Genomic DNA, 26369 nt, shown 5'->3' on the forward strand with positions numbered 1-26369 from the left:
CCGCGCGAGCAGATCTCTGACCGGCCACGAAAGATCGTCCCCTCGATGAAGATTTGCTTCGTAGTTGATAAGTTTCCGTCATTGTCGGAGACCTTCGTCCTCGACCAGATAGCCGGGTGCCTCGAGCGCGGGATGCAAGTGGGCGTCGTCTGCAACGAGACGTCCTTCGGCAAGGATCGCAACATCGACGATCACCGCTGGCAGGCGCTGCCTGGGAAGGTCGTCTGCTGGTGGGGCGGACTAGGGCGCTTTCGCCCGACGCTCAGGAGATGGTCCGGCAGGTTCTGGGATAAACTCTCGACCGCCATCGACATCGCCTTCGCGCGCAAATTGCAGAACGCCGACGTGATCATCGCGCATTTCGGCAATAATGGCATGCGCGTCGCCCGCGCCATGAAACGAGGCAGGATTTCAGCTCCGCTGGTGACCATATTCCACGGCCGCGATGTCGGCGAACCGCTGCATGACAACACGCTCACGCGCTACAAGGTCGTCTTCGAAAAGGGCGTTCTCCAGCTGCCGGTGAATGCGTTTTTCCGCGACGCCCTGATCGGGGTCGGCGCGCCGCCCGCGCAGGTTAGGGTCCACCATATGGGCGTGCGGCCGGGTGAGATCGACTACCACTGGCGCTCCTGGGACCGGGACGGGCTGTCCTTCATCTCCGTCTGTCGGCTGACCGAAAAGAAGGGCATCGAATTCGCCCTTCGCGCGCTCGCCAACCTGCCGCGGCGCGACTGGGTCTATACGGTGATTGGCGGCGGCGAATTGCTGGAGGAGTTGAAGAAGCTCGCCTTAAATCTCGGCATTGCCGACCGGGTGACTTTCCTCGGGCCGCGCCCGCACGCCGAGGTCAAGCAGCGCCTGCGCGATGCCCATGTATTCCTGCTGCCCAGCGTTGCTGCGCAGGACGGCGATCTCGAGGGTATTCCGGTGGCGCTGATGGAAGCTATGGCCGCCGGGCTGATCGTGGTCAGCACCTATCACTCGGGCATCCCCGAGCTGATCGAGGATCAGGAGACAGGCTTCCTCGCACCGGAGCGAGACGTTGCGGCGTTGGCCCGCAAGCTTGTCTGGGTGGCCGAGAACCCGGAGAAATGCGAGCGCATCGCACGTGCGGCGCGGCGCAAGATCGAGCAGGATTTCAACGCGGACGCGCTTAACGAACGTTTTGCGCAGATCGTCGCGCAGCTGGCCGAAGCCAGGCACCCTGCATGAACGCCAACCCGCCCCCCCAGTTCGGTCGCGTCGCCCTGCGCGGCGGCGTGGTGACGATCGGCGCGCAAGGCTTCAAGATGGCGATCCAGTTTCTCTCGGTGATCGTGCTTGCCCGTCTGCTCGTCCCCGAGGATTTCGGTCTGGTGGCTTCCGTCGGGCCGATCGTGGCCTTTGTCGGGCTGCTTCAGAACCTTGGCCTCCAGCAGGCTGTGGTCCAGCGCAAGGATATCAGCGCAGAGCAGCTCAACCAGGTATTCTGGATCAGTGCGTTGGTTGGGCTGGGCAGTGCCGTGGTGGTGGCATGCCTGGCGCCCGCCATCGCTGCCTTCTATGGCGATCAACGTATGGTCGGGATTACCATCGGCTCTGCCTTGCCGCTGCTTCTTGGTAGCCTCGCCGCGGTGCCGCTGGCGTTGATGAACCGTCATTTGCGCTTTGGCCAGCTCGCGCTGAACGACGTGATTACCGCCGCAGCCGGACTTGCGACTACCGCAGTCGCAGCCTATGCGGGGCTGGGCTATTGGTCGCTGGTCATCGGCCCGGCGGTTTCTGCCGTTGTCGCGCTGGCGGCGGCATGGCAGGTGGCGCGCTGGACGCCGTCGCGGCCGGACCTGAAGGTCGATACCGACATATTGTCCTTCGGCGCCAATCTGACCGGCTTCAACCTGGCCAACTTCTTCTCGCGCAATCTCGACAACATCCTGATCGGAAAATATTCGGGCCCGATCGAGCTCGGTTATTATGACCGCGCTTACAAGCTCCTGCTGTTCCCGCTGCAGAACATCAACCAGCCGCTGACACGCGTGATGGTGCCGCTGCTGAGCCGCATCCATGAGGACAAGGCGCGGTTTCGCGCCATCTATGTGCGAACCAACTGGATGCTGGCGGCCGTCACCATGCCCGGCATCGCGGCGCTGACACTGACGTCGGACCAGGTGGTGGGGCTTCTCTTCGGCGAGCGCTGGACAGCGGTGGCGCCGATTTTCGCCTGGCTGGGCATCGCCAGCCTGATCCAGTCCGTCTCAAGCACCACCGGATGGATCTTCATCTGCCAGGGCAAGACGAAGACCATGTTCCACTGGGGCATCTACTCGTCGCTGACGACGGTCGCCGCCTTCATCATCGGATTGCACTGGGGCGCCGTCGGCGTTGCGGCGGCCTATGCAATCAGCGGCTACGTGCTGCGCGTCCCGGTGCTTGCCGTCCTGGTCCACCGGGTCGGCCCGGTGACCGCAGCCGACTTCCTGATCATGCAGGGGCTTTTCATCGTGTCGTCGCTGCTTGCCTGGTCCGTGTACCGGTGGCTGCCGGCATCGCTGACCGGCCAGTCAGACCTGCTCGCGGTGGTCTTGGCGGTTGCCCTCAACTATTCGATCGGCCTGATCCTCATGCTTGCCCTTCGCCAGTCGCGCAGCGCCCTGTTCACCACGCTTTCCAGCGCCATGCGCAACGCCCGCTAGGCGAGCGAGCACCGGTCTCAAAAGCTCACCTGCCGACATCGCCGACGCATGCTCCTCAAGCACTGCCTGAAGGCTCGTCCTGCGATAGAGGTCGAGATTCGCGGTAAGTCTGCCGAGCTTCTCGCTCGCTTCCTCAGGCGTCACCGTGTCGATATCGAGCAGCAGGTCGGCGACGCCGATCCGCTTGGCGAGTTCCTTGGTCTTGAATTCATAGGCGATCGGCAACACCGGCGTGCCGACGCAGAGCGACATGATCATCATGTGCATGCGCGTTGCGACGACGAAGTCGAAGCCTTTCACCAGCGCCATCAGTTGCTCCGGCGTGTGGAACGAAGCGTCCACGCTGACGTGCTTGGCGATCTCCGGATCGAGCTCGGCAACGATCGCTCGCGCCGTCTTGGAATCGTCGTGGGCGTATTCCAGCACTCCCTGGCAGGTGGAGACGAAGGTGACCTCCTTGGCGTGGTCCCTGACGAGGATAGTCGCGATCTCGCGGATTGAGTCGATATAGCGGCGCATACCGCCCTCGCCGTCGCTGACATAGTTCCAGTGACGGACGGAAATGGCGACGCGGCCGGTGACCGCCGCCGACTGGCCGGAGGCCAGAAAATTTCCGATCCTGTCGGTATCGGCCAGGGCAAAGACGGCGTCGGCCACGACGTGGCATTTGCCGGGGTCTTTCACCATGTCCACAATGTGACCTCTCGAACGCTCGTCGCGCAGCAGGATGAGCGGGCTCCGGTCGAAGATCGGGCTCAACTCCTGGCGATTGTAACTTTTGTTGAACGGGCCAAGCGATTGCGTGAAGAAGACCGGGTCCTTGCCCAGAATCGCGTCGATCCGGAATTGATTGAGCCGCCGCTCCAGATTGTAGGTCTCGACGAGATAGGTTCCGCCTGTCGTGACCACGAGGTCGGCGTCTTTGTAGATCTCGAGACCACGGCGATTGCTTGAGCTGAAAAAACTCCGGAGAACGCCGCCGGTGCCGAACCGGCGCAGGGCATTGAGTACGAGCCGATTGTAGATCGGCTTGAACAGGTTCTTCAGCCCGCTGCCGTATTTGTAGCGGAACAGCGATTCCGACAGCAGCTTGTGGAATTCGAGATCAGGATACTCTTTCTTCGTGTAGAGCCTTGCCGCCACCTCCGGCTGGCTGTCGAAGACGTAGAACTGGATATCGTCTTGCACGATCGTCTTGAAAACATGGCGGATCGCCAGGAGAATCGCTGCATCCCCGGTATTCAGGCAGACAGTGTTTTCAACCGCGATCTTCATGGAATGACCTCATTTCGTGAGTAGGTCCCGTGATTCCATCGACGGGTGCCAAAGGGGGCGGATTGCGGGCGGATTGGCCGAAAATGCTGCACGCCAAGGATGGTCCTCGCGTCATGATTATTGACGCGCAGCCCATTGGTAGGCAACGCGCGGTCCATGCGGCCCAAGCAGAGCGAGATTAACCTATCGATTTTGCAGCGCAACAAAAAATGTGGATCTTTGCTACGCTGCAACCAAAAATGTTGCGATGCAGCAAGAGCTGTACTAGCATTGTCACGGGCGGGCCAACAGCGGTCGAGTTTTCATGCTGCATGTCTTGTACTTGGTACACGACGTCTCCGACCCGGCAGTGCGCCGGCGGATCATAATGCTCAAGGCAGGCGGCGCCCAGGTTACGCTGGCGGGCTTTCGTCGAACCGCGAGCCCGGTCGCTGAGGTGGAGGGCTTGCGGCCGATCGATCTCGGCCCGACGCGTGATGGCCGGTTCGGCCAGCGCCTGGCGGCGGTCGTGAAGGCAGCAGTCTCGACTGGCTCGAAGCTGGGCTCGATGCAACGGCCGGACCTCATTATCGCGCGCAACCTGGAAATGCTGGCGCTTGCCCGGCGCGCCACGTCGGCTTTCCAGGCTACGGTGCCGATCGTCTACGAGTGCCTCGACATCCATCGCCTGCTGCTTCGCGATGACCCGCTGGGCTGGGCGATGCGCGGTGCGGAACGCTTCCTGGCCAGAGATGTGAAGCTTCTGGTGACCAGCTCGCCGGCTTTCATCGCCAACTATTTCAAGCCGTTCGGGCAGATTGCCGCGCCGGTCGAGCTGCTCGAAAACAAGTATTTCGAGCCAGCCGCGGCTTCGCTGGATGACCGCATGACGGCGGAGAATCCCGTTGCGCCGCCTTGGCGGATCGGCTGGTTCGGGGCGCTCCGCTGCCGCCGATCCCTGGAGCTTCTGGCCGCATTTTCGCGCCGTCTCGACGGCCGCTTCGAAATCGTCCTCAGGGGCCGGCCGGCCCTGTCCGAATTTCCCGATTTCCACGGTTTCGTCGAGTCCGAACCCTGGCTCTCGTTTGGCGGGCCCTACCGCAATCCCGAGGATATGGCGGCGATCTACCGCCAGGTTCACTTTTCCTGGGCCATCGACTTTTTTGAGCAAGGCCTGAACTCCGAATGGCTGCTGCCCAACCGGCTATATGAGGGCTGCCGCTTCGGAGCCGTTCCGATTTCGATGGACAACACCGAAACCGGCCGGTTCCTCGACCGGCAAGGCATCGGCGTTCTTTTGGCCGAAGCCACGCCCGAGGCGCTCGAAGCTGCCGTCGGCACGATGCAGCAGCATCGGTTCGAAACATTGAGGGCGCGCGTTCTCGCCCGCAATCCGCGCACCTGGAACCACGATCGCGCCGATTGCCGGGCGTTCGTCGAAAAGCTCCGCGGCCTGGCCGCGGCACCCGGTCCATATGCTGCCGAAGCATTGGCATAGAAGGACTGCCGATGACGCAAACCGAGACCCTTCCATCCTGTATGATCATCGTTCCGTGCCTGAACGAAGCGGCCCATATCGGCGCGTTGCTTCAGCAGCTTCGGCCTGCGGCCGAGAGACTGGGCGCCGCGATCATCGTTGCCGATGGCGGCAGCACGGACGGCACCAGGACGATCGGCGCAGACATCGCCGCAAAAGATCAGCAGGTGATCCTGCTTCACAATGAAAAGCGCTTGCAGAGCGCGGCGATCAATCTCGCCGTCGCCAGATTCGGGGATGGCGTCGACTATCTCATTCGCATCGATGCGCATGGCGGCTATCCCACGGACTATTGCGACCGGCTGGTCGAAGAAGCGCAGGCCACCGGCGCGGATTCGGTCGTCGTCTCGATGCTGACCAGCGGCAGCGGCATGGTGCAGAAAGCGGCGGCAGCGGCGCAGAACTCCAGGCTCGGCACCGGCGGCTCCAAGCACCGGCACCTTTCGGCGGGGGAATGGGTCGATCATGGCCATCATGCACTGATGCGGATATCGGCCTTCACGGCGGTCGGCGGCTATGACGAGACGTTCAGCCACAATGAGGATGCCGAACTCGACTATCGGCTCCGCCAGGCCGGCTACCGCATTCGGCTGACCGGCAAGACGCAAATGGTCTACTATCCGCGCTCCTCGCTGAAGGGCCTCTATTTCCAATATCTTGGCTATGGCCGTGGTCGGGCAAAGAACGTTCTCAAGCACCGCATGATCCCGAAGATCCGGCAGATGGTGCCGCTTCTAGTGTTTCCCGTGGTTCTTCTCGCCGCCTTCTCCTTCGTCCACTGGCTGGCGGCCGTGCCGCTTCTGCTGTGGGCGTCGGTCTGCCTCTTCTACGGCCTCTGGACCGCCGTCAGCCAGCGAAAACCCGACATTGCGCTTGCCGGGATCTCGGCGATGGTCATGCATTTCGGCTGGTCGGTCGGTTTCTGGCTGCAACTGCTCGCACCGCGACCGCAGCGCGGGGTAGCGTGATGGACCCGGTCAAGAAAAATCGAAACATCGATATCTGCGTCTGCACATTTCGCCGGCCGGAGCTTGCCGACACGCTTCGCTCCATAGCGGCCATGGATATGCCTGCGGGATTCGACGTCGGTATCATCATTGCCGACAACGACGATACGCCGACGGCCGAACCGCTGGTGACGACCCTGGCTGGGGAGTTGAAACTGCCAGTCACCTACCGACACGCCCCGGCCCGCAACATCTCGATCGCCCGCAACGCTTGCCTCGATGCCAGCGCATCGGATTTGGTTGCTTTCATCGACGACGACGAGACGGCCACCGCCGGCTGGCTTGCCGAACTGGTGGCGACGGCGGAAGCAACTGGTGCTGCGGTCGTGCTCGGGCCGGTGCGGGCCCGTTACCGGCCGGATGCGCCCGACTGGATGCGCAGAGGCGATTTCCACTCGACCTTGCCGGTCTGGGTGAGCGGCGAGATCCGCACCGGCTACACCTGCAACGTCCTGCTCGGGATGGGCGCCGACAGCCTGCGCGGCCGGCGCTTCAGCCTGGCACGTGGCCAGACCGGCGGCGAAGACACCGAATTCTTCGACCATATGGTCAAGGCCGGCGGCCGCATCGCCTTTTCGCCCGAGGCTTGGGTCGACGAAGTGGTGCCGCCTGCCAGGGCGGCATTCGACTGGCTCGGCCGCCGCCGGTTCCGCGTCGGGCAGACGCACGGTCATCTCCTGGGGCGCAACGCACGCGGCCTTGCCCGGCTCAAGCAGGTCGGCCTTGCCGCGGCAAAGGCCGCCTACAGTTTCTTGTCGGCAATTCCGGTCGCCATCGATCCCGTGCGCCGGAACCGCAGCGTGCTTCGCGGCATTATGCATGTCGGCGTCGTCAGCGGCCTCGTCGGAGTTCGTGAAATCCGCCAATACGGCCTGTCTTCGCCGCAGCAAGGGGGCAAGCGTGCAGCCTGATGTGAGCTTCGTCATTGCCGCCTACAATGCCGAGGCGACAATCGATCGCGCGATCGCCAGCGCCGTCGCCCAGCGCAATGTCAGCGTCGAGGTTATCGTCGTCGACGACAGGTCGGGCGACCGGACGCTCGATCTGGCGAGATCCTATCCCGAAGACCTCGTACGCGTTGTCGCCCTTGCGCAAAACCGCGGCCCTGGCGGCGCCAGGAATGCCGGCCTTGAGCTTGCCCGCGGCAGGTGGGTCGCGGTCCTCGATTCCGACGACGCGGTCTATCCTGGGCGAATCTGCACGATGATTGAACGCGCTGAGAAAGCAGGCGCCGAGATCGCGGTCGATAATCTGCAGGTCGTTCGCGAGGACGGCGTTGCCGAAGAGACGATGTTCCCGGCCGACTATCTGGAAGGGCTCGGTGAAATCTCGCTGGCGGATTACATCGCCGGCAACGTAGTCTTCGAATCGAGATTCAATCTCGGCTATCTCAAGCCGATCTTCCAGCGCCGATTCCTGAACGAAAACGGGCTGCGTTACGATGAAAGCCTGATCATCGGCGAAGACTATATCCTGCTGGCCAATGCTCTGGCCGAAGGCGGCAAATGCGTGGTCGAGCCGACGACAGGCTATGTCTACCACATCCGCTCCGGTTCCATTTCCCGGGTGCTCGAGCTTCATCATGTCGAGGCGATGCGCAGGGCCGACGCCATCTTCGCCAGAACCCATTCCATGGATGCTGCGGCCGCGGCGGCGTTTGCCAGGCGCGCTCGCAGCCTGCGCCGGGCGGCATCATTCCTGTCGCTGGTCCAGCACATCAAGGCGCGGTCCCCGCTCAAGGCGATATGGACGGCGCTCAGCGATCCGGCGGCGGTTCGGCATATGAGCATGCCGATCGCCGTCCGGCTACGAAGGGTAGCGGCACAGTTTGCCGTAGTGGCGGGGAGGTGAAGGGCTGCAGGCGAATGAAGACAGTTTTCGCCGCCTGCGACAGGTTGAAATCGATCTCCTCAGAAGGAACATGCAATGAAAAAAGTCAGGAAGGCAGTCATACCGGTGGCGGGGCTTGGAACGCGGTTCCTGCCGGCGACCAAATCCATGCCGAAGGAAATGCTGCCGGTGGTCGACAGGCCTGTCGTGCAATATGCGGTGGATGAGGCGTTCGAGGCAGGCATCGAGCACATCGTCTTCGTCACCGGCCGTAACAAGGCGGTGATCGAGGACTATTTCGACCTACACCCTGAACTGATCGGAACCCTGGAGCAGAGCGGCAAGAAGGCGCAGCTCGAATCACTCGAGAGCCTGCTTCCTGTCGCCGGCGCAACGAGTTTCATCCGCCAGCAGTCGCCGCAAGGCCTCGGCCATGCCGTGTGGTGTGCGCGCGAAGTCATCGGCGACGAGCCCTTCGCATTACTTTTGCCGGACATGGTGTCCTTTGGAGCGCGCGGCTGTCTCGCCGAAGTCGCCGATCTTTATGCACAGACTGGCGCAAACGTCATCGCCGTCGAGCGTTGCGATCCGACCGAGACCAGCAAATACGGCATTGTCGGGCGCGGCGCGGATGTCGGCACGGGCTTCGAGGTGACGGCCATGGTCGAAAAGCCGGCTCCGGCCAACGCGCCGTCGAACTTCTACATCAACGGCCGCTACATCCTGCAGCCCGAGATATTCTCGCTGCTGGGCAGCCAGCAACGCGGCGCCGGCAACGAGATCCAGCTGACCGACGCAATGGTGCGCCTCGCACAGACGCAGGCCTTCTTCGCCCAGCCTTTCAACGGCCGCATGTTCGACTGCGGTTCGAAGGAGGGCTTCATCCACGCCAATGTCGCTTTCGCGCTGGCGCGGGAGGACATGAAGGGCCCGATCTTCGAGATGCTGCAGGAATTCGTCCGGTCGCATGAGCGTCGGGAAGAAGCCGCATAATGTCCATTTTTTCGAGGCATTGGGTGCGGCCGATGTGGCAGGACAGGCCGTTGGGCCACGCGCATCGCGCACTGTCCGGCGCAAGGTTTGCACCCTTTGTCCCGATCTTCGAGGCGGTAGCGCCTGCAAACTAGAATTGGACCGAAGATGAACTATGCCAATTTTCCTGTCGACAAGAGGACGCCATTGCCGACTTCGAGTGCGGCAAACGCCGAAGACTTCATCGACATCGAGCGCCTGCTTGGCATGGCCGCACGGCAGGCGAAAGTGGTTGCCGCCTGCGCCGTCATCGGTCTCTTTCTCGGCGTGCTCTATTTGCAGACCACGCCTCCTACCTACGTGGCGACGAGCAGCGTGCTGATCGACGAAGGGTTGAACAAGGTCGTCGACGACATTTCGGCGGCGTCGGTCAGCATGCAGACCGACTCCGCCGTTCTGAGCCAGATCGAAATTCTACAGTCGGCCAGGCTGGCGGGGGTGGTCGTCGACAAGCTGAAGCTCGATCAGAACGACGCTTTCATGAACCCTCCGACATCGGCCCTGTCGAAGGCCGCAAATTTTGTGCGTGGTATCATCCAGTCTGTCCGCCCCAAGCGCGCCGCGACCACAACCGATGTCAGTCAGCTTGATGCTGCGACGCGTGACGCGATCACCGCATCGTCGTCGCCCCGCGACTACGCAATCTTCAAACTGCAAAACCAACTCGATGCCGAGCGGATCGGCCGAAGCTTTGTCATCAGCATCTCCTTTCAGGCGACGGATCCGGCTCTTGCGACCGCCATCACCAAGGCCTACGCCGACGCCTATCTCGCCGATCAGCTCGATGCCAGCTTCGATGCGACCGAGCGGGCGGCGGTCTGGCTGCAAGGCCGGCTGACCGAGCTTCGTGAGAGCTCGCAGGCGGCCGCACTGGCGGTCGAAAAGTTCAGGGCCGAACATGGATTGGCCGTCAATGACGGCCAGCTGATCAGCGACAAGCAATTGTCCGATCTCAACACTCAGCTGATCGTCGCGCAGGCCGATACCGCACGTGCCGGCGCCCGCTATCAGCAGTACAAGTCGATCGTCGAAAGCGGCTCGGACAACGCGTTCAAGGACGCCGCGATATCGAACGACCAGCCGAGCAGTTCCGTCATCACGACGCTGAAAAACCGCTATCTCACTGTCGCCAAGCGGCAGCAGGACGTCGAAGCCAATTTCGGCCCGCAACATCCGCAGGCCGTCGCGCTTGCCAAAGAGAAGGCCGACATATCGGCGCAGATTTTCGGCGAGCTGAAGCAACTGACCGAAAGCTACCGCAACGAATACGAGGTCGCTCTGGCGCGCGAGACCGCGCTCCGCGCAAATGTCGCCTTGGCGGCAGGCAAGAGCTCCATCGACAACCAGTCGCAGGTCAAGCTGCGTGAACTGGACCAGAAGGCGACGGCGCTCTCGACGCTCTATCAGACATTCCTGAACCGCTATGAGGAGGCCGCACAGCAGCAATCCTTCCCGGTCGGCAAGATCCGGGTCATCTCCGACGCGACGATGCCACAGTCGGCCGCGACACCGCGGACGGCCATCGTGCTGGGGCTTTCGCTGGCGCTTGGCATAATGATGGGGGCCGGGGTTGGGGGCCTGAATGAATTCAGGGAACGGTTCTTCAGGACCGGCGAGGATGTGCGCGATCGCGTCGGCCTCAAATTCCTCGGCTACCTGCCGGTCATCGGCAAGGCTGGCAAGGACGACCAGCGCGACGGCGGTCAGCCCGACGTCAAGGTCGCCGAATCCAAGACCGCCAAGTCGTCCAAATCCCAGTCCTCCAAAACATTGTCGGCAGCCGAAAAACGTGCGCGCATGCGGGTCACCGTCGATGCACCGGCATCGATGTTCTCCGAGACGCTGCGCAACGCCAAGATCGCCTTCGACGTGGTGATGGAAGGCCAGGGCAGCCGGGTCATTGGCGTGGTCTCGGTGCTTCCCGGCGAAGGGAAGTCGACGGTGGCGGCCAATCTTGCCGGGCTGCTGGCCGCCAACGGATCGAAAACGCTGCTGATCGACGGCGACCTGCGCAACCCCGGCCTCAGCCGCAGCCTTGGCATGGAGGCCGAGCAGGGCCTGATGGAAGCGGTGGTGAGCGGGCGGACCTGGCAGTCGGTCGGCAAGATCGACCGGCAGACCAAGCTGGCGATCATCCCGGCCGTCCTGCGTGGCCATTTTTCGCATACCAGCGAGCTTCTGTCTTCGGCCGGCATGCGGCGCTTCATCGACAACGCCAAGGAAACCTTCGAATACATCATCGTCGATCTGCCGCCGCTCGGGCCCGTCGTCGACGCCAAAGCCTTCGCTCCGCTTGTCGACGGCTTCGTGCTGGTCACCGAGTGGGGACGCACGCCGCGTGCAATGGTGCAGTCGGTGCTGAGCTCGGAGCCCTATATCGCCAAGAAGATCATTGGTGCGGTCCTGAACAAGGTTGAACTGAAGAAACTGGCCAAGTATGGCTCGATCGGCGGCTCCGAAAAATTCTTCGACAGATATTCGAGCTATTACCTGGAAAAATCGGCAGCGCGCACAAAGGCGGCTGCCTGAGCGACGATATCGCGCTCTAGGAAAATATCAGTCTGGCGCGTTTGTCGGCGATCCTGACGGCGGTCAGCCGGCCGCTTTGGAAGGCGCCGGTGTCTATGCCAAGCCGGCGTCCCTCGAGCTTCGGAACCTCGACCGGCGTATGCCCGTGCACCACATAGCGGTCGAGAAGATGCGCGGCTTCGAAGAAGTCCGAACGGATATTCAGCAGGTCGTCCTCGTCTTGCGCGGCGAGGTCGATGCCGGGCCTGATGCCGGCATGAACGAACACGAATTTCGCCGAACAGACCATGACCGGCAGCGCGCGCATGAAGCTGATGTGGTCGGCTGGAATGATTTCCCGAATGCGCTTGTCGACCTCCTCGCTTGAACCGTAGAGATCGGCCATGCGCGACGGGTCGACGCCGTAGGAAAACAGCGTTTGCAGGCCGCCTATCGCCAGCCACGACTCTCTCGAAAGGATCCCGTCGAGGTAGTTCAGCATCACGACTTCGTGGTTACCGGCAAGGCAGATGCGCTGGAAGCCTTGGAGTGGCGGCGCCAGCAGATGATCGAGCACACGCGCCGACTGAGGCCCACGATCGACGTAGTCGCCGAGCATGATGATCAGCTTGCGCCCTTCGAAAGACGCAGAATCGAGCCGGATCTTCTGCTCCAGGGAGCGAAGCTCCTTATAGCAGCCATGCACGTCGCCGATCGCATAGACGACTGTGTCCCGGATATCGATCTCGAGCCGCTGGCGCGCCGCGGTCCGGGGCTTTCTCGATGGCTGGAACAGGGTCACGAATGGCGTCTCGTATGGCTATGAATGCGCCTCGATCTCGAAACAACATGGCGACGCAGCGCGTGGATACCACGTCTGGCACCGATCGTTCCATACCGGAGCTTCGGATGCCGACGGGATGCAGCGCGACGCGACCGGAAACGTCCGGCCGCGGATGATTTGCGCCGTCGGGTTTGAGTCCTTACAGGCCGATACCGCGGCCCTTCAGTGCGGCGGTGATCTCGTCGAGGATGGCCGGATCGTCGATCGTTGCCGGCATGGTCCATTCCTCCTTGTCGGCGATCTTCTGCATGGTGCCGCGCAGGATCTTGCCGGAGCGTGTCTTCGGCAGGCGCTTGATCGTCACCACCGTCTTGAAGGCGGCGACCGGACCGATCCGTTCGCGCACCAAGGCGACCACCTCGTTTTCGATCATACCGGCGTCGCGGTCGACGCCGGCATTCAGCACGACGAAGCCGAGCGGAACCTGGCCTTTCATAGCATCGGCAATGCCGACGACGGCGCATTCGGCGACGTCGGGATGCGCGGCCAGAACCTCCTCCATGGCGCCGGTCGATAGCCGGTGGCCGGCGACATTGATGATGTCGTCGGTGCGAGCCATGACATAGAGATAGCCGTCCTCGTCCATCATGCCGGCATCCGCGGTCTTGTAGAAGCCGGGGAATTCCTCGAGATAGGCTTGGCGAAACCGCTCGTCGGCGTTCCACAGCGTCGGCAGGCAGCCGGGGGGCAACGGCAATCTGACCACGACATTGCCGAGCGCGCCGCGCTTCACCTCATGGCCTTCATCGTCGAGCACGCGGATGTCGTAGCCGGGCATCGGCACGCCGGGCGAGCCGTATTTGACCGGCAGCAGGCCCAGTCCGGCGGGGTTGATGGTCATCGGCGAGCCGGTCTCGGTCTGCCACCAATGATCGACTACCGGCACGTTCAGCTTCTGCTCCGCCCATTTGATGGTTTCCGGATCGGCGCGCTCGCCGGCAAGGAACAAAGTGCGGAACCTCGACAGGTCGTATTTCGGGAGGAATTCGCCCCTTGGGTCTTGTCCCTTGATGGCGCGGAAGGCGGTTGGCGCGGTGAACAGCGCTACGACAGCGTGCTCGGCGATCACCCGCCAATAGGTGCCGGCATCGGGCGTGCCGACCGGCTTGCCCTCGAACAGGATGGTCGTGCAGCCATGCAGCAGCGGGCCGTAGACGATGTAGGAATGGCCGACCACCCAGCCGACATCGGAAGCCGCCCAGAACACTTCGCCCGGCTTGACGCCGAACTCGTTTTCCATCGACCATTTCAGCGCGACCATATGGCCGCCATTGTCGCGCACGATGCCCTTCGGCTGGCCGGTCGTGCCCGACGTGTAGATGATGTAAAGCGGATCGGTGGCAAGCACCGGAACACAGTCGACATTGGCGCCGGCGGCCCGCTCGCGCGCCACGGCGTCGGCATAGTCGATATCGTGATTTTCCCTGAGCTCGCAGCGCAGCTGGTCGCGTTGCAGGATGAGGCAGGTTTCGGGCTTGTGCCGCGACATCTCGATCGCCTTGTCGAGCAGCGGCTTATAGGCAACGACGCGCCCTGGCTCCAGGCCGCAGGACGCGGAGATGATCAGCTTCGGCTTGGCATCGTCGATGCGGGTGGCGAGCTCATGCGACGCAAAGCCGCCGAAGACCACCGAATGCACGGCGCCGATGCGAGCGCAGGCGAGCATCGCGAAGGCTGCTTCCGGCACCATCGGCATGTAGATGATGACGCGATCGCCCTTTTGAATGCCGCGATTCTTGAGCACCGAGGTAAGCGCAACCACCTCGCGCTTCAACTCGGCATAGGTGAATTTCCTGATGGTCCCGGAAATCGCGCTGTCATGTATCAACGCGATCTGGTCGGCACGGCCGCCCGCCACATGGCGGTCGACGGCATTGAAGCAGGTGTTGCATGAGGCACCATTGAACCACCGGCCATAGACGCCGGCATTGGCATCGAAAACGGTCTCAAAGGGCGAGAACCAGTCGATTGCGCTCGCTGCATCGGCCCAGAATTTTTCCGGGTCGCGTTTCCAGCCGTCATAGACCTCGTGGTAGCGTGACGCCATCCAGCTTCCTCCCCAGAAATGTTTGCTGCCGTTGAAATAGCGTATGCTGCTTTCTGTAACCATGTATTTGTGCTTTTCGTTTGCCGTCGTTCTAGTTTGACGGCAAGTGCAGGGGTCCTCGTGGTCTACGGGCTGATATCGGCCGAATTTTCGACATTGGGGGCAGGGCGCGATGAAACTGCGATACGAGCTTGGATTTGCTGTCGTTGCGACGCTGGCCCTGATGATTGCTTCAGCTGCTCAGGCCGGCGATGCGGCGGCACGGCGCATCATCGGCTTTTCGCCCGACGGCAACTATTTCGCCTTCGAGCAATACGGCACGCTCGACGCCGGTGCTTCGGATTCGGGCTGGTCGGAGATCGAAATCATCGACACCCGCACCGATGAGTTCGTCGGCGGCAAGCCGATCCTCATCGTCGACGAGATGGAGGATGCGACGCTGACGCTTGCGCAGGCGAGGGCACAGGCCGCCGAGCAGGCGGCGCCCTTGCTGGCCAAATATGCCATAGCGCCGCGCGGCGAGCGGACTGCCTTCGACAAGTTCACCTTTCCAGACGACATGGTCGACTACAACGACATTGCGCGTCTCGAGCAGGTCTCGCAGAAATGGCTTTCGCCGACCCATGACGAGCTTGGCATCTCGACCTTCCAGCTCGACCAGATCCTTGCCGACAGCACGGCGGATTGTTCAGCGAGTTTCGACGGGGCGCAGCAAGGCGAGACGACCGGCAAGGCGCTCGGTTTCCGCCTGACGCTGCAGGATCAGGACGGTAAGCCGATCAAGGTGCTGCACGAGGACAAGGCCGTACCCGGTCCGAGGAATTGCCCGACGTCCTACAGCCTGTCGGAATCCTACGCCTTCACCCCTGACGGCAAACCAGGCGTGCTTGTCGTGCTCGTGCAGCGCTTCAGCCAGGGATTTGAAGGGCGTGACCGCCGTTTCATCGCCGTGACCGGGCGGACGCGTTGAAAACGGCGCGCTGAACAGTCCTGTACCCGAGTTGCCCGCCTAAAGCGGCAGCGCAGCGAGCATAAGTCCGACACCGCCGGCGATCAGCAAGGCGGCTGCAAACATCTTCCCATGACGCTCGAACCCCGTCGGCGCCCGATCCCAATTGTAACGCATGCGCAACTCCCCAAACCCCGCCGATTCCTTATCTTACCTTGGGTGAGGAGGGCAACTGTCTGACGATGCGCGGCGTTGCCGATGTCGATCTTGTCACCGACTATTTCTGAGATATCCCCGCCATGGCGCTACATACCCCAACGCAGCGCGGCCGTATGCACTGGTGCATCCCACAATGCAGCGGCCTCATCGTCGAGCATGCTCAGCGTGATCGAACAGCCGGCCATGTCGAGTGAAGTGACATAGGAGCCGACCAGCGAACGGGCCACCGTCACGCCGTGCTTCTCGAAGATTTTGCGGGCGCTGTTGTACATCAGATAGAGCTCCATCAGCGGCGTGCCGCCGAAGCCGTTGACGAAGAGCAGTGCCTGACCCCTGGCGCTGTCGCCCAGATCGCCGAGGATCGCGGTGCAGATCTCCTCGGCGATGGCGTCAGCGCTCTTCAACGTGTCGCGCCGCCTTCCCGGTTCGCCATGGATGCCGACGCCGAACTCCATCTCGCCGTCGCCGATGTCGAAGGTCGGCTTGCCCGCCGCCGGCACGGTGCAGCTGGTCAGCGCCACGCCCATCGAGCGCGTCGCGCCGTTGACGCGCTCGCCGAGCGCCTTCAACGGCTCCAGTGCCATGCCTTGCTCGGCCGCGGCGCCGACAATCTTTTCCACCACCAGCGTGCCGGCGACGCCGCGCCGGCCGGTGGTGTAGGACGAGTTTTCGACCGCGACATCGTCATTGGTCACGATTTGCATGACGCCCTCCGAGATTTCAGCGGCCATGTCGAAATTCATCACGTCGCCCTCGTAGTTCTTGACGATGAACAGGCAGCCGGCGCCCGTGTTGACGACTTCAGCCGCCGCCATCATCTGGTCCGGCGTCGGCGAGGTGAACACCTGGCCGGGGCAGGCGGCATCCAGCATGCCATGTCCGACGAACCCGCCATGCAGCGGCTCGTGACCCGAGCCGCCGCCGGAGATCAGCGCCACCTTGCCCGACTTGAGCAGCTTGCGGCGGACGAATTTGTGTTCGTCGCCAAGCGCCAGGATATCGGCATGCGCGGCAACGAAGCCGTCGAGGCTCTCGGTCAGCACCGTATCGACCGAATTCAGAAATTTCTTCATGGCTGTCCTCCCGAAATAGCCCAGCGTCAGCTGCCCCTGCCGGCAATGCTGGTGATCTTCTGGATGAAATCATTGACCGCCCGGTCGAGCGCCGCGTTCTGCTTGTCGTCGCCGAAATCGGGAACGATTAGCGAGACATGCCGTGTCTTGCGCATGCCTGACGCCACCGACATCCTTCCCGGATGCGCCAGATGGTAGGCGGCAAGAAAATGATCGCGTTCGGCCGGGCTGAAATGGCAGACAGAGAAGATAGCCGGCAAATGCTTCGACGGGATCGGCGTCGAATAGGCCGGGCTGGAAATCTGCGTGACGAAACTGCGATGCTTGCCCAGCGCGTCGGCGAGGCGCTGGCGCATGCCGGACGGGCGCTGGTCGATCACCTGCGACAGGATTGTCTTGTAGGCGCGGATCGCCTCTTCGGGGCCGGATTGAGACGCCTTGTCTGCCATGCCGGCGCCTAGATCGACATGTCCGCGATGGCCGCCTTGGCCATGGCGAGTTGGGCGGGAGCGACGGAGAGATCACGCAGGCCGGCTTCGAGCAGCGCCGGGATCGAGGCTGGGTCGCCGCCGGCATCGCCACACAGGCTGACCGGGATCTTGTGCTCGCGGCCGAAGCCGGCAACCGAGGCGATCAGCCGGAGAACGGCACGGTGCCTGACGGAATTCAGATGCGCGACCGACGCATTGTCACGAGCGGCGGCCATCACATATTGGGTCAAATCGTTCGATCCGATCGAGAAGAAAGCGGCCCTGGCGAATGCCTCCGGCGCAATAGCCACCGAAGGCACCTCGACCATGATACCAAGCGGCGGCATCCTTTGCTCGATACCGCGTGCGGAAAGGCCGGCCTGCTCTTCCGCGAACAGCGTCGCGGCGCGCTCATACTCTTCCGGGACGGCGATCATCGGGAACATCACCTTCAGATTGCCGTGCACGGCGGCGCGTAGCAAGGCGCGGATCTGCACGCGAAAGACCTCCGGACGCGCCAGCGACAGCCTGATCCCTCGCAGGCCGAGGAAGGGATTGGTTTCCTCGACGGTGAGGCCCGGCACAGGCTTGTCGCCGCCCGCATCGACTGTGCGGATGGTCACGGGTCTGTCGCCTGCCCATTCCAGCACCTTGCGGTAGGCGCGATATTGCGTCTCCTCGTCCGGCAGCGTCTTGCCGAACAGGAATTCGGTCCGCATCAGCCCGACACCGTCGCAAGTCGCGACATCAATGCTGTCGACATCGGATGGATCGGCGATGTTGACCTGCACCCGGACCGCTACGCCGGTCTTCGTTGCTGCCGGCCGCGTCAGATAGGCTGCCGCTTTGTCGCGATGCGCCGCGAACGACGACGATGATCGCCGGAATGCATCGATCTCCGCTTTCGACGGCGCCAACACAATGCCGCCATGCTCAGCGTCGAGCAGCGCGATTTCGGCAAGGTGAGCCGGCGAAGCACCGAACCCGGCCGGCCCAAGACCCACTACCATGGGTACGCCGCGCGATCGCGCCAGCATGGCGACATGGCTTGCGACACTTCCGGCTTTAAGCGCTATGCCGCCGCCGGCACTCCAGTCGGTTTCGAGGAAGCGCGTCGGTGCGATATCCTCGCCGTAGAAGATTGCACCCGCCGGGGCGGCAATGTCGCCGCCCCCGGTCAGCGCGCGCAGCACCTGGTCGCGTATATCGCGCATGTCGGCGGCGCGAGCCCGGAAATAGTCCTCATCGGATGTTTCGTAGCCGGCTATCTCGGCGTCGAGTGCTTGCCGCCAGGCCCTATCAGCGGCTGTGCTCTCGGCAATGTGCGAAAAGGCCGGACCGGTCAGCGCGTCGTCCTCCAGCATGGCGAGCTGGAATTCGAGGATCTCGGACGCCTCGCCGTCACTGGTTTCGATCAATGCGGCGAGCCGGCCTGCGGCAATGCCGATGGCGGTCTCAAGCGCCGCCTTCTCGTCCGCGGCACTCGCCTTGCGGACATAACGCACAGCAGCCTGATCCAGGTCGAACAGCGGCCCCTCGGCATAGCCGGCCGATGCCGAAATGCCCTGCAGCCTAAGCGGTTCGGGCATGGTCCTTGCCTTCGTCGAAATCGCGCCGCACCAGCTCGACCAGCGCGCCGACCGCCTCGCCGGCGCCGTCGCCCTTGGCCCTGATATGCAGGACAGTACCTTTCGGCGCCTTCGCTGCCATCACCTTGACGATGCTCTTGGCGTCGAACCACGGCCCGTTGGCGGCGACCGCCACTTCGACCTCGGCCGAAAACGTCTTGGCAAGCTTGGTGAATTTCACCGAGGGGCGCGCATGCAGTCCAACCTCATGGGTGATCAGGACGCTGGCTTCGGCTGCTGCGGACATGCTGTCAAAATTCCCGTTCGTTCACGACGGCGACAATTCGTGCGCCGTCGCCACCACTTCCCTGAGCGAGGCGCCGCCGGAAGCCTCGGTCGCCGCCATCACCGCGCCTTCGACGATCGGCGCATTGCAGACGATGATCTTCTGGGCGCGTGGTTCGCCGATCATTTCGACCGCCATCTCGCTATTGGTCTCGGCGCCGCCGAGGTCGACGAGGATTGCGACACCCGCCTCCGACCAGGCCTTGTCGATGGCGCCTATGATCGCCTCGACATTGGTTCCCAGCCCGCCATGGCCGTTTCCGCCGCACCATGCAAGCGGCACTTCGTCGCCGACCATCTGCCGCACCATGTCTGCGGTGCCTTCGGCGACCAGCGGCGAATGCGATACGATGACGATGCCGACATTGCTCATGCGCGCCCCTCGATTGCTTCGGCGACGGCCCGCACCAGAAGTGCGGTCGAGCGTGCTCCGGCATCCATATGGCCGATCGAACGGTCGCCAAGGAAGGAGGCGCGTCCGCGCAAGGCCTTCATCGGCACGGTCGCCTCGGCTGCATTGTCAGCAATATCGACGATTTCCCCTGCTGTCTTTCCCCGCAGCAGGGCTTCATGCACCGGCTGCAGCACGTCGAGCATGGTCTTTTGCCCGGCCTGCGACTTGCCTCTGGCGGCCACCGCTTCGATTGCCTTGCCGAAGGCTGCGGCCAGATTGGCGCGATTCGGCACGGCGGAAATCTCCTTGCCGAGCGCCATGAACAGCGTGCCGAACAAGGGCCCGGAAGCTCCGCCGACCGTCATCACCAGTTTGGTGCCGATCGCCTTCAGCGCCTCGGGCAACGGCTTTGCCGCGAACGCGTCGGCCTCGGCCCGCACTGCCTCGAAGCCGCGTTTCATGTTGAGCCCATGGTCGCCGTCGCCGATCGCCTGGTCGAGCCTGGTCAGCTCTTCGGCATGGGCGGCGATCGTGTTTGCCGCCGCCTTGATCAGCCTGGAAAGATCCGCTGCCGCCATGTCACCCATGCTCCTGGCCCCTGCGCTGACGGCAGTACGAGAAAATTGCGTATCCGGCAATTGAAGCATCCTCCGCTCCGTCAGGCGGTTTCTAGCAACGCGGCGAGGGCAGTGAAGACCTCGGCGACGGCAAAGGCGCCGGGGTCGACCACGCCGTCGAGATGACTGCCGATATAGACGGACCGCCCAGCCTTGGCCTTGCGCATGGCAGCGGTGGCCTCGGCGCCGCTTCGCGCCGCGACCGCCGCGTCCTCCAGACTGCCGCTATCCAGCGCCTTCAAAGCGGGTTCCAGGGCATCGATCATCGTGCGATCGCCGACCCTCGCTCCGCCATAGAAGGACATCCGATCGAGGCCGGCGAGCAACGCCTTGGTAAGAGTCGCGCCGGACGCCAACGCCTGCGCGGCGGCGGTGAAGAAGATCGACAGCAGCACGCCGCTGGAGCCGCCCATGCTGGCGCTCAGGATGTCGCCCACGGTGGCGAGGGTTGCGGCAGGGTCGGCGAGCGGCAGTGTCTCAAGGCGGCTAAGCACGCTGCGCGCACCGGCCGCCACCGTCGATCCAGTGTCGCCGTCTCCCGCCTTGGCGTCCAGTCCGTTCAACGTGCCTTCAAGCGAGATCAGCCGTTCGCAGATCGCGATGATCAGCCGCTCGCTGGGCGCATCCTGGCTGGCTTTCGACGCGTTGCCCGGGCCGGCGGCTTTGGCCACCGGGACGATGCTCACTGGGCGAACGGCTCTTGCCGGCATCCAGGCGTGAGGCCCGACCGGCGCTCGCAACGCCGCTTCGCGCGGCGCATCGAGCCGGATCAGCGACAGGGAAAAACCGTTCATGTTGAGCGCCGTCATAAGCTGCCCGGGCCCGATCGTCAGCGTCACCTTTCGTGCCAGCGGTGAAGCCAACACCGCATTGGCGACAAGCAACATTTCCAGCGGTGGCACCGAACCGAGATTGTTGATCAGCAAGGCGTAGTCGCTGGCGGGATCGAGCCGCGCGGCAAGGCGCTCCGACATGATCGCGACCAGTCTTTCGGCACTTTGCACCGCAATCCGCTCAACGCCCGGTTCGCCATGAATGCCGAGGCCGAGTTCGGCGTCATCGGCGCCAAATCTTTCTTCATGGCTCTGACCGGGGATCGAGCAGGATGACAGCGATATGCCGAGGGAAACGATATCCGCCGCCGCGGCCCGCGCCGCCGCTGCGACCGCCGCCAGATCAATGCCTGCTTCCGACAGATGGCCGGCGATCTTGTGCACGAGCAAGGTGCCGGCAACGCCGCGCGGCTGGGCAATGTCCGGGAGGGCGATGTCGTCGGCGACAATCACCATCTCGACGCGAAAGCCTTCGGCGCGCGCCTTCTCGGCGGCCAGCCCGAAGTTGAGGCGATCGCCCGTGTAGTTCTTGACGATCAGCAGGCACCCGGCGGGACCGGTCACGGCGCGGATCGCCGCCAACACCGCTTCCACGCTCGGCGAAGCAAAGATCTCGCCTAATACCGCCGCCGTCAGCATGCCCATGCCGACAAAGCCGGCATGGGCGGGTTCGTGCCCGGTCCCGCCGCCGGAGACGATGCTCACTCTGCTCTTGTCCCAGTCCGCACGGAGAACGACTTTGATCTCGGGATAGCCGTCGAGGCGAGCGAGATCACCGGCGCCGATCGTGCCGAGAAAACCGTCCAGGGCTTCGGTGACGATCGTGTCCCTGCGATTGAAAAAATGCTTCATCGAATTCGTCCAGTTCTGTGCCCGAAATCGTCAGTCAGAATTGCAAGCACTGCTAGGAAAAACCGCTCACGTCAGCCTTCGCCCGTCGGCGCCGAAATACAGCGGCGAGCGATAGCGGATCATGATCTTGTCGCCCTGCGCCAGATCGGTGTCGGGGTCGGTCAGCGTCACCAGCTTCCTGGTCCCCACCGTCACGTGCAGATGGTTCTGGTCGCCGAGATGCTCGACCCAGTCGACGACACCGTCGGCATGGCCGTTCGCGGCCTTCGCGATCGAGAGATGTTCGGTGCGCGCTCCGATGGTCTCCGTTCCCGCCGGCGCGCCCGCATCCGGCAGCAGCCCGACCGGCAACAAATTGATTGCCGGCTGGCCGAGCCTGGCAGCGACATGAAGGTTTGCCGGCTCAGAATAGATCGTGCGCGGCGAACCGATCTGCACCAGCACGCCGTCGGCGAGGATGCCGATGCGGTCGGCCATGGTCATCGCTTCGATCTGGTCGTGCGTGACGTAAAGCATTGTGGCGCCGAGCTCGGCCTGGATGCGCTTCAGCTCGAGCCTGAGATCGGCACGCAGCTTGGCGTCGAGCGACGACAGCGGCTCGTCCATTAGGTAGATCGAAGGTTTGCGCACCAGCGCGCGGCCGATGGCGACGCGCTGCATCTCGCCGCCGGAGAGTTTGGTCGAGCGATTGGAGAGCTTGTGGTGGATACGCACCATCTTGGCCACGTCCTCGACGCGGCGGCGGATCTGGTCCTCCGGCATTTTCCGCGCCGGCGAGCGCAGCGGAAAGGCGAGATTGTCGTAGACCGACAGATGCGGATAGAGCGAATATTGCTGGAAGACGAAAGCGGTGTCGCGCTCGGCCGGCGACAGCGTCGTCGTGTCGTGCCCGGCAATATGGATCGAGCCCGCCTCCGGCCGCTCCAGCCCGGCGATCAGCCTGAGCGTCGTCGTCTTGCCGGCGCCGGTCGGCCCGAGCAGCACGACGAATTCCCCGTCGGCAATATGCAGGTCGAGATTGTCGACGGCGATACGCTCGCCAAAAGCCTTGGTCACGCCTTTGATGTGAACGTCAGCCATGATGCGCTCTTCCCTGAGAGGCCGCGTCATGGATTTCGGTGCGCACCGCACGGCCGGATCCTTGTTCGAACAGCGACAGCCGCGCGCTGCTCAGCGCCAAGCCGACATGATCGCCCGGATTGAGCCGGATTTCGGCTGGCACCCTGGCCTTGATGATGCCGTCCGCCGTCTCCACCGCCACGATCTGCGTGGTGCCGAGATATTCCGTGCCATAAATGGCGCCACGCAGCTTCGAAGTATCATCGAAGCGGATGTGCTCCGGCCGGATGCCAAGCGCCATCTCGGCCGGAGCGATATCCTCGCGCACCTCCGGCACAGCCACCTTGGCGCCCTGCACCACGATCTCCTTGGCGCCCTTTGAAAGCCCGCCGCCGAAGCCGAGGAAATTCATCGGCGGCGAGCCGATGAAGTCGGCGACGAACATCGTTGCCGGCCGGTCGTAGATCTCACGCGGCGTGCCGAACTGCTCGATGACGCCATGGTTCATCACCGCGATCTTGTCGGCCATCGACATCGCTTCCATCTGGTCATGCGTGACATAGACGGTGGTCGCGTGGATGCGGTTGTGCAGCTCGCGCAGCTCATGGACCATCAGGTCGCGGAATTCGGTGTCGAGCGTGCCGAGCGGCTCGTCCATCAGGAAGCATTTTGGCCGCCGCACGATGGCGCGGCCGAGTGCCACGCGCTGGCGATCGCCGCCGGCAAGGCCGGAGACGGATTTGTTGAGCAGATGGTCAATCCGCAAAAGCTTCGCCGTCTCTCCCACCCGGGTCCGGATTTCGGCGCGCGGCATACCTTGCGCCAGCAGCGGAAAACCGATGTTCTTCCTCACATTCATGTGCGGATAGAGCGCAAACAGCTGGAACACGAAGGCGATGTCCCGCTCGCGGGCGCGCCGCATGGTGACGTCCTCGCCGTCGAGCAGGATCTTGCCGCCGGTCGGCAGTTCAAGCCCGGCGATCATGCGCAGCGTCGTCGTCTTGCCGCAGCCCGATGGACCCAGCATGACGAAGAACTCGCCGTCCTCGACGACGAAGTTGGAATCCTGCACGGCGACGAAATCGCCGAATGCCTTCCTCAGATGTTCGACTCTGATCTCGGCCATCGTCTACTCCGGGAACTTCGAGACGATGATGAACATCGCCGTGCCGGCCAGCATGGTGATGAAGGAATAGGTGTAGAGCGCCAGCGCGAAGGGCTGGAACAGCATCAGGAAGCCGATGGCGATGATCGCCGTGGCCACGTTTTCCATCAGCCCGCGCCTGGCCCAGACAGGCCAGCGCGATTTGCGTTTTGCGGTCAGGCTCATTTGCGCACCGCGCCGAAGGTGATGCCGCGCAGCAATTGCTTGCGAAGCAGGATGGTGAAGACCAGGATCGGCACCAGGAAGATCGTCGTGCCGGCCGCGACCGCCGGCCAGTCCTGGCCGCCTTCGCCGATGATCGTCGGGATGAAGGGCGGCGCGGTCTGTGCCGTGCCCGAGGTCAGCAGCGCGGCGAAGGCATATTCGTTCCAGGCAAAGATCAGGCAGAAGATGGCGGTCGCGGCAATGCCGGTGGTCGCCTGCGGCAGCACGGTGCGCCAGAACGCCTGCAGCCTGGTGTAGCCGTCGATCATCGCCGCCTCTTCATATTCGCGCGGGATCTCGTCGATGAAGCCTTTCAGCAGCCAGACTGCCAGCGACACGTTGACCGCCGTATAGAGCAGGATCATGCCGAGCGCCGTGTCCGACAGGCCAAGCTCCCGGTACATCAGGTAGATCGGAATGGCGACCGCGATCGGCGGCATCATGCGCGTCGACAGGATGAAGAACAAAAGGTCGTCGGCAAGCGGCACCTTGAAGCGCGAAAAACCATAGGCCGACAGCGTGCCGAGGAACACCGCGCAGAAGGTTGAGCCGAAGGCGATGATCAGCGAATTGAGGAAGCGCGGCATGAAGTTCGACGGGCCGGCGATCACCATGTTGCGCTTGCGCACCGTCTCGTCGCACAGGCCCGTCGCCGGCCCCAGCGAGTTGATGTATTCCGGCGTTTGCCTGGTCCGCGTCGTGAACAGGTTGCAGTAGCCTTCGAGGCTAGGCTGGAACAGGATCTTTGGTGGATAGGCGATCGAATCCGGTGGCGTCTTGAAGCTGGTGGCGAAGATCCACAGCAGGGGCACGATCGAGATCAGCGCATAAAGCACGATGATCGTGCCGGCGACGCGCTTCGACGTGGCCGAGGGTGCTACGACAGAATGGGCTGACGTCAGGCTCATCTCTGCTTCACCTTGTTGAGCGCTTTGACGTAGATGTTGGCAAGGCCGAACACCGCGACGAACAGGATGATAGCGAAGGCCGAGGAATAGCCCGTCCGCCAGCTTTCGAAGGCCTGCCGCTTCAGCGTGATCGAGGCCACTTCGGTGGTCGATCCCGGCCCGCCGCCGGTGAGCAGATTGACCATGTCAAACATCTTGAAGTTCTCGATGCCGCGAAACAGCACCGCCAGCATGATGAAGGGCAGCGCCATCGGCAGGGTGATCGACCAGAACTGCCGCCAATTGGAGGCGCGGTCGACCTCGGCCGCCTCATAGATGTATTCGGGGATCGAGCGCAGGCCGGCGAGGCAGATCAGCATCACGTAAGGCGTCCACATCCAGGTATCGACGATGATGATCGACCATGGCGCGAGCGACACGTTGGAGAGCATGCTGATCTCGGTTGCCGGAATGCCGGTGACGAACGAGACGGCATAGGCGAACAGCCCGATCTGCGGCTCGTAGAGAAAGCGCCAGAAATTGCCGACCACCGCCGGCGATAGCATCATCGGCACCAAGATGATGGTCGTCCAGAACGCGTGGCCGCGGAACTTGCGGTCGATCAGCCAGGCCAGCGTAAAGCCGATCAGCGTCTGCAGCAGGATGGTCCAGAACACGAAATGCGCCGTCGTCTGCATGGCGATCCAGATATCCTGGTCGGCGAGGATGCGCTTGTAGTTGGCCAGCCCGAGGTTCTTCACCACCTCATTGGGACGATTGGCGCGAAAATTGGTGAAGGACAGATAGATTGCCCAGAACAGCGGGAAGATGTTGATGGCTAAAAGCAACAGGATCGTCGGCGAGATGAACAGCCAGGCGAGGCCCTTGTCGCTGATGCCCCGGACCTTGCGGGCCAACGGCTCGGGCGTAGCCCGGGCAACGCTGTCCGCAGTCCGATTGAGCATGGTCAGTCCTGCTTCGGTCACTTCGATCGTCTCGA

23 protein-coding genes and 1 pseudogene are annotated in these 26369 nt (G+C 63.1%); 9 read left to right on the plus strand and 15 right to left on the minus strand.

Annotated elements, in window-relative coordinates; all coding sequences use genetic code 11:
- The first annotated feature begins 45 nt into the window (after positions 1-45).
- Complete coding sequence (locus NKJ94_RS01240; RefSeq protein ID WP_352522770.1) at positions 46-1215, plus strand: glycosyltransferase; 1170 nt, start codon at positions 46-48, stop codon at positions 1213-1215.
- Entirely contained in the window at positions 1212-2675 is a 1464-nt protein-coding gene (locus NKJ94_RS01245; RefSeq protein WP_352522575.1) for a lipopolysaccharide biosynthesis protein, read from the plus strand. Before NKJ94_RS01240 ends, NKJ94_RS01245 begins: the two co-directional genes overlap by 4 nt.
- Before the next feature lie 222 nt (positions 2676-2897).
- On the opposite strand, the pseudogene NKJ94_RS01250 reads toward NKJ94_RS01245, so the two are convergent.
- A pseudogene (locus NKJ94_RS01250) lies at positions 2898-3950 on the minus strand (polysaccharide pyruvyl transferase family protein); the annotation flags it as partial.
- A gap of 304 nt (positions 3951-4254) precedes the next feature.
- Between NKJ94_RS01250 and NKJ94_RS01255 the strand changes: the two are divergent.
- The 6 genes from NKJ94_RS01255 to NKJ94_RS01280 all read left to right on the plus strand — a co-directional run bounded on the left by NKJ94_RS01255 (position 4255) and on the right by NKJ94_RS01280 (position 11864).
- On the plus strand, positions 4255-5427 hold the full coding sequence (locus NKJ94_RS01255; protein ID WP_352522576.1) for a glycosyltransferase family protein: 1173 nt from the start codon (positions 4255-4257) through the stop codon (positions 5425-5427).
- A gap of 11 nt (positions 5428-5438) precedes the next feature.
- Positions 5439-6434 carry a glycosyltransferase family 2 protein gene (locus tag NKJ94_RS01260; RefSeq protein WP_352522577.1) on the plus strand — a complete coding sequence of 332 codons (996 nt, stop codon included), beginning with the start codon at positions 5439-5441 and terminating at the stop codon, positions 6432-6434.
- On the plus strand, positions 6434-7384 hold the full coding sequence (locus NKJ94_RS01265) for a glycosyltransferase family 2 protein (protein WP_352522578.1): 951 nt from the start codon (positions 6434-6436) through the stop codon (positions 7382-7384). Before NKJ94_RS01260 ends, NKJ94_RS01265 begins: the two co-directional genes overlap by 1 nt.
- The gene (locus NKJ94_RS01270) at positions 7374-8324 is read left to right on the plus strand and encodes a glycosyltransferase family 2 protein (protein WP_352522579.1); all 951 of its coding nucleotides are present in this window, start codon (positions 7374-7376) and stop codon (positions 8322-8324) included. The genes NKJ94_RS01265 and NKJ94_RS01270 overlap by 11 nt, the downstream gene beginning before the upstream one ends.
- Positions 8325-8399: 75 nt before the next feature.
- On the plus strand, positions 8400-9296 hold the full coding sequence (locus tag NKJ94_RS01275) for a UTP--glucose-1-phosphate uridylyltransferase (RefSeq protein WP_352522580.1): 897 nt from the start codon (positions 8400-8402) through the stop codon (positions 9294-9296).
- 147 nt (positions 9297-9443) lie between these two features.
- Positions 9444-11864, plus strand: a complete 2421-nt coding sequence (locus NKJ94_RS01280) for a polysaccharide biosynthesis tyrosine autokinase (RefSeq protein WP_352522581.1) — start codon at positions 9444-9446, stop codon at positions 11862-11864.
- Positions 11865-11880: 16 nt separating this feature from the next.
- Here the strand turns inward: NKJ94_RS01280 and NKJ94_RS01285 are convergent, their stop codons facing one another.
- On the minus strand, positions 11881-12645 hold the full coding sequence (locus tag NKJ94_RS01285) for a metallophosphoesterase family protein (protein ID WP_352522582.1): 765 nt from the start codon (positions 12643-12645) through the stop codon (positions 11881-11883).
- Positions 12646-12826: 181 nt separating this feature from the next.
- Positions 12827-14734, minus strand: a complete 1908-nt coding sequence (locus NKJ94_RS01290) for a propionyl-CoA synthetase (protein WP_352522583.1) — start codon at positions 14732-14734, stop codon at positions 12827-12829.
- A gap of 172 nt (positions 14735-14906) precedes the next feature.
- On the opposite strand from NKJ94_RS01290, the gene NKJ94_RS01295 reads away from it, so the two are divergent.
- The gene (locus NKJ94_RS01295) at positions 14907-15704 is read left to right on the plus strand and encodes a DUF2259 domain-containing protein (RefSeq protein WP_352522584.1); all 798 of its coding nucleotides are present in this window, start codon (positions 14907-14909) and stop codon (positions 15702-15704) included.
- Positions 15705-15988: 284 nt separating this feature from the next.
- On the opposite strand, the gene dhaK is transcribed toward NKJ94_RS01295, so the two are convergent.
- The 12 genes from dhaK to NKJ94_RS01355 form a co-directional block, all read right to left on the minus strand.
- Positions 15989-16975 (minus strand): dihydroxyacetone kinase subunit DhaK, encoded by a 987-nt coding sequence (gene dhaK / locus NKJ94_RS01300; protein WP_352522585.1) that lies wholly within the window; start codon positions 16973-16975, stop codon positions 15989-15991.
- A gap of 26 nt (positions 16976-17001) precedes the next feature.
- A complete protein-coding gene (locus NKJ94_RS01305; protein WP_352522586.1) occupies positions 17002-17424 on the minus strand; it encodes a hypothetical protein in 423 nt (140 codons plus the stop codon).
- An 8-nt stretch (positions 17425-17432) separates the two neighbouring features.
- The gene (gene ptsP, locus NKJ94_RS01310; protein WP_352522587.1) at positions 17433-19034 is read right to left on the minus strand and encodes a phosphoenolpyruvate--protein phosphotransferase; all 1602 of its coding nucleotides are present in this window, start codon (positions 19032-19034) and stop codon (positions 17433-17435) included.
- A complete protein-coding gene (locus NKJ94_RS01315; protein ID WP_352522588.1) occupies positions 19018-19320 on the minus strand; it encodes an HPr family phosphocarrier protein in 303 nt (100 codons plus the stop codon). Before NKJ94_RS01315 ends, ptsP begins: the two co-directional genes overlap by 17 nt.
- 21 nt (positions 19321-19341) lie before the next feature.
- Complete coding sequence (gene dhaM, locus NKJ94_RS01320) at positions 19342-19731, minus strand: dihydroxyacetone kinase phosphoryl donor subunit DhaM (protein WP_352522589.1); 390 nt, start codon at positions 19729-19731, stop codon at positions 19342-19344.
- On the minus strand, positions 19728-20330 hold the full coding sequence (gene dhaL, locus NKJ94_RS01325) for a dihydroxyacetone kinase subunit DhaL (protein ID WP_352522590.1): 603 nt from the start codon (positions 20328-20330) through the stop codon (positions 19728-19730). Before dhaL ends, dhaM begins: the two co-directional genes overlap by 4 nt.
- Positions 20331-20410: 80 nt before the next feature.
- Entirely contained in the window at positions 20411-22054 is a 1644-nt protein-coding gene (locus NKJ94_RS01330; protein WP_352522591.1) for a dihydroxyacetone kinase subunit DhaK, read from the minus strand.
- Positions 22055-22120: 66 nt separating this feature from the next.
- Positions 22121-23134 carry an ABC transporter ATP-binding protein gene (locus NKJ94_RS01335; RefSeq protein ID WP_352522592.1) on the minus strand — a complete coding sequence of 338 codons (1014 nt, stop codon included), beginning with the start codon at positions 23132-23134 and terminating at the stop codon, positions 22121-22123.
- A complete protein-coding gene (locus NKJ94_RS01340) occupies positions 23127-24239 on the minus strand; it encodes an ABC transporter ATP-binding protein (RefSeq protein ID WP_352522593.1) in 1113 nt (370 codons plus the stop codon). Before NKJ94_RS01340 ends, NKJ94_RS01335 begins: the two co-directional genes overlap by 8 nt.
- A 3-nt stretch (positions 24240-24242) precedes the next feature.
- A complete protein-coding gene (locus NKJ94_RS01345) occupies positions 24243-24443 on the minus strand; it encodes a hypothetical protein (RefSeq protein WP_352522594.1) in 201 nt (66 codons plus the stop codon).
- Entirely contained in the window at positions 24440-25390 is a 951-nt protein-coding gene (locus tag NKJ94_RS01350; protein ID WP_352522595.1) for a carbohydrate ABC transporter permease, read from the minus strand. The genes NKJ94_RS01345 and NKJ94_RS01350 overlap by 4 nt, the downstream gene beginning before the upstream one ends.
- Positions 25387-26334 carry a carbohydrate ABC transporter permease gene (locus NKJ94_RS01355; protein WP_031211681.1) on the minus strand — a complete coding sequence of 316 codons (948 nt, stop codon included), beginning with the start codon at positions 26332-26334 and terminating at the stop codon, positions 25387-25389. The genes NKJ94_RS01350 and NKJ94_RS01355 overlap by 4 nt, the downstream gene beginning before the upstream one ends.
- Positions 26335-26369: the final 35 nt, after the last annotated feature.

Source organism: Mesorhizobium sp. M0060 (genome assembly GCF_040323155.1).
Classification (GTDB): domain Bacteria; phylum Pseudomonadota; class Alphaproteobacteria; order Rhizobiales; family Rhizobiaceae; genus Mesorhizobium.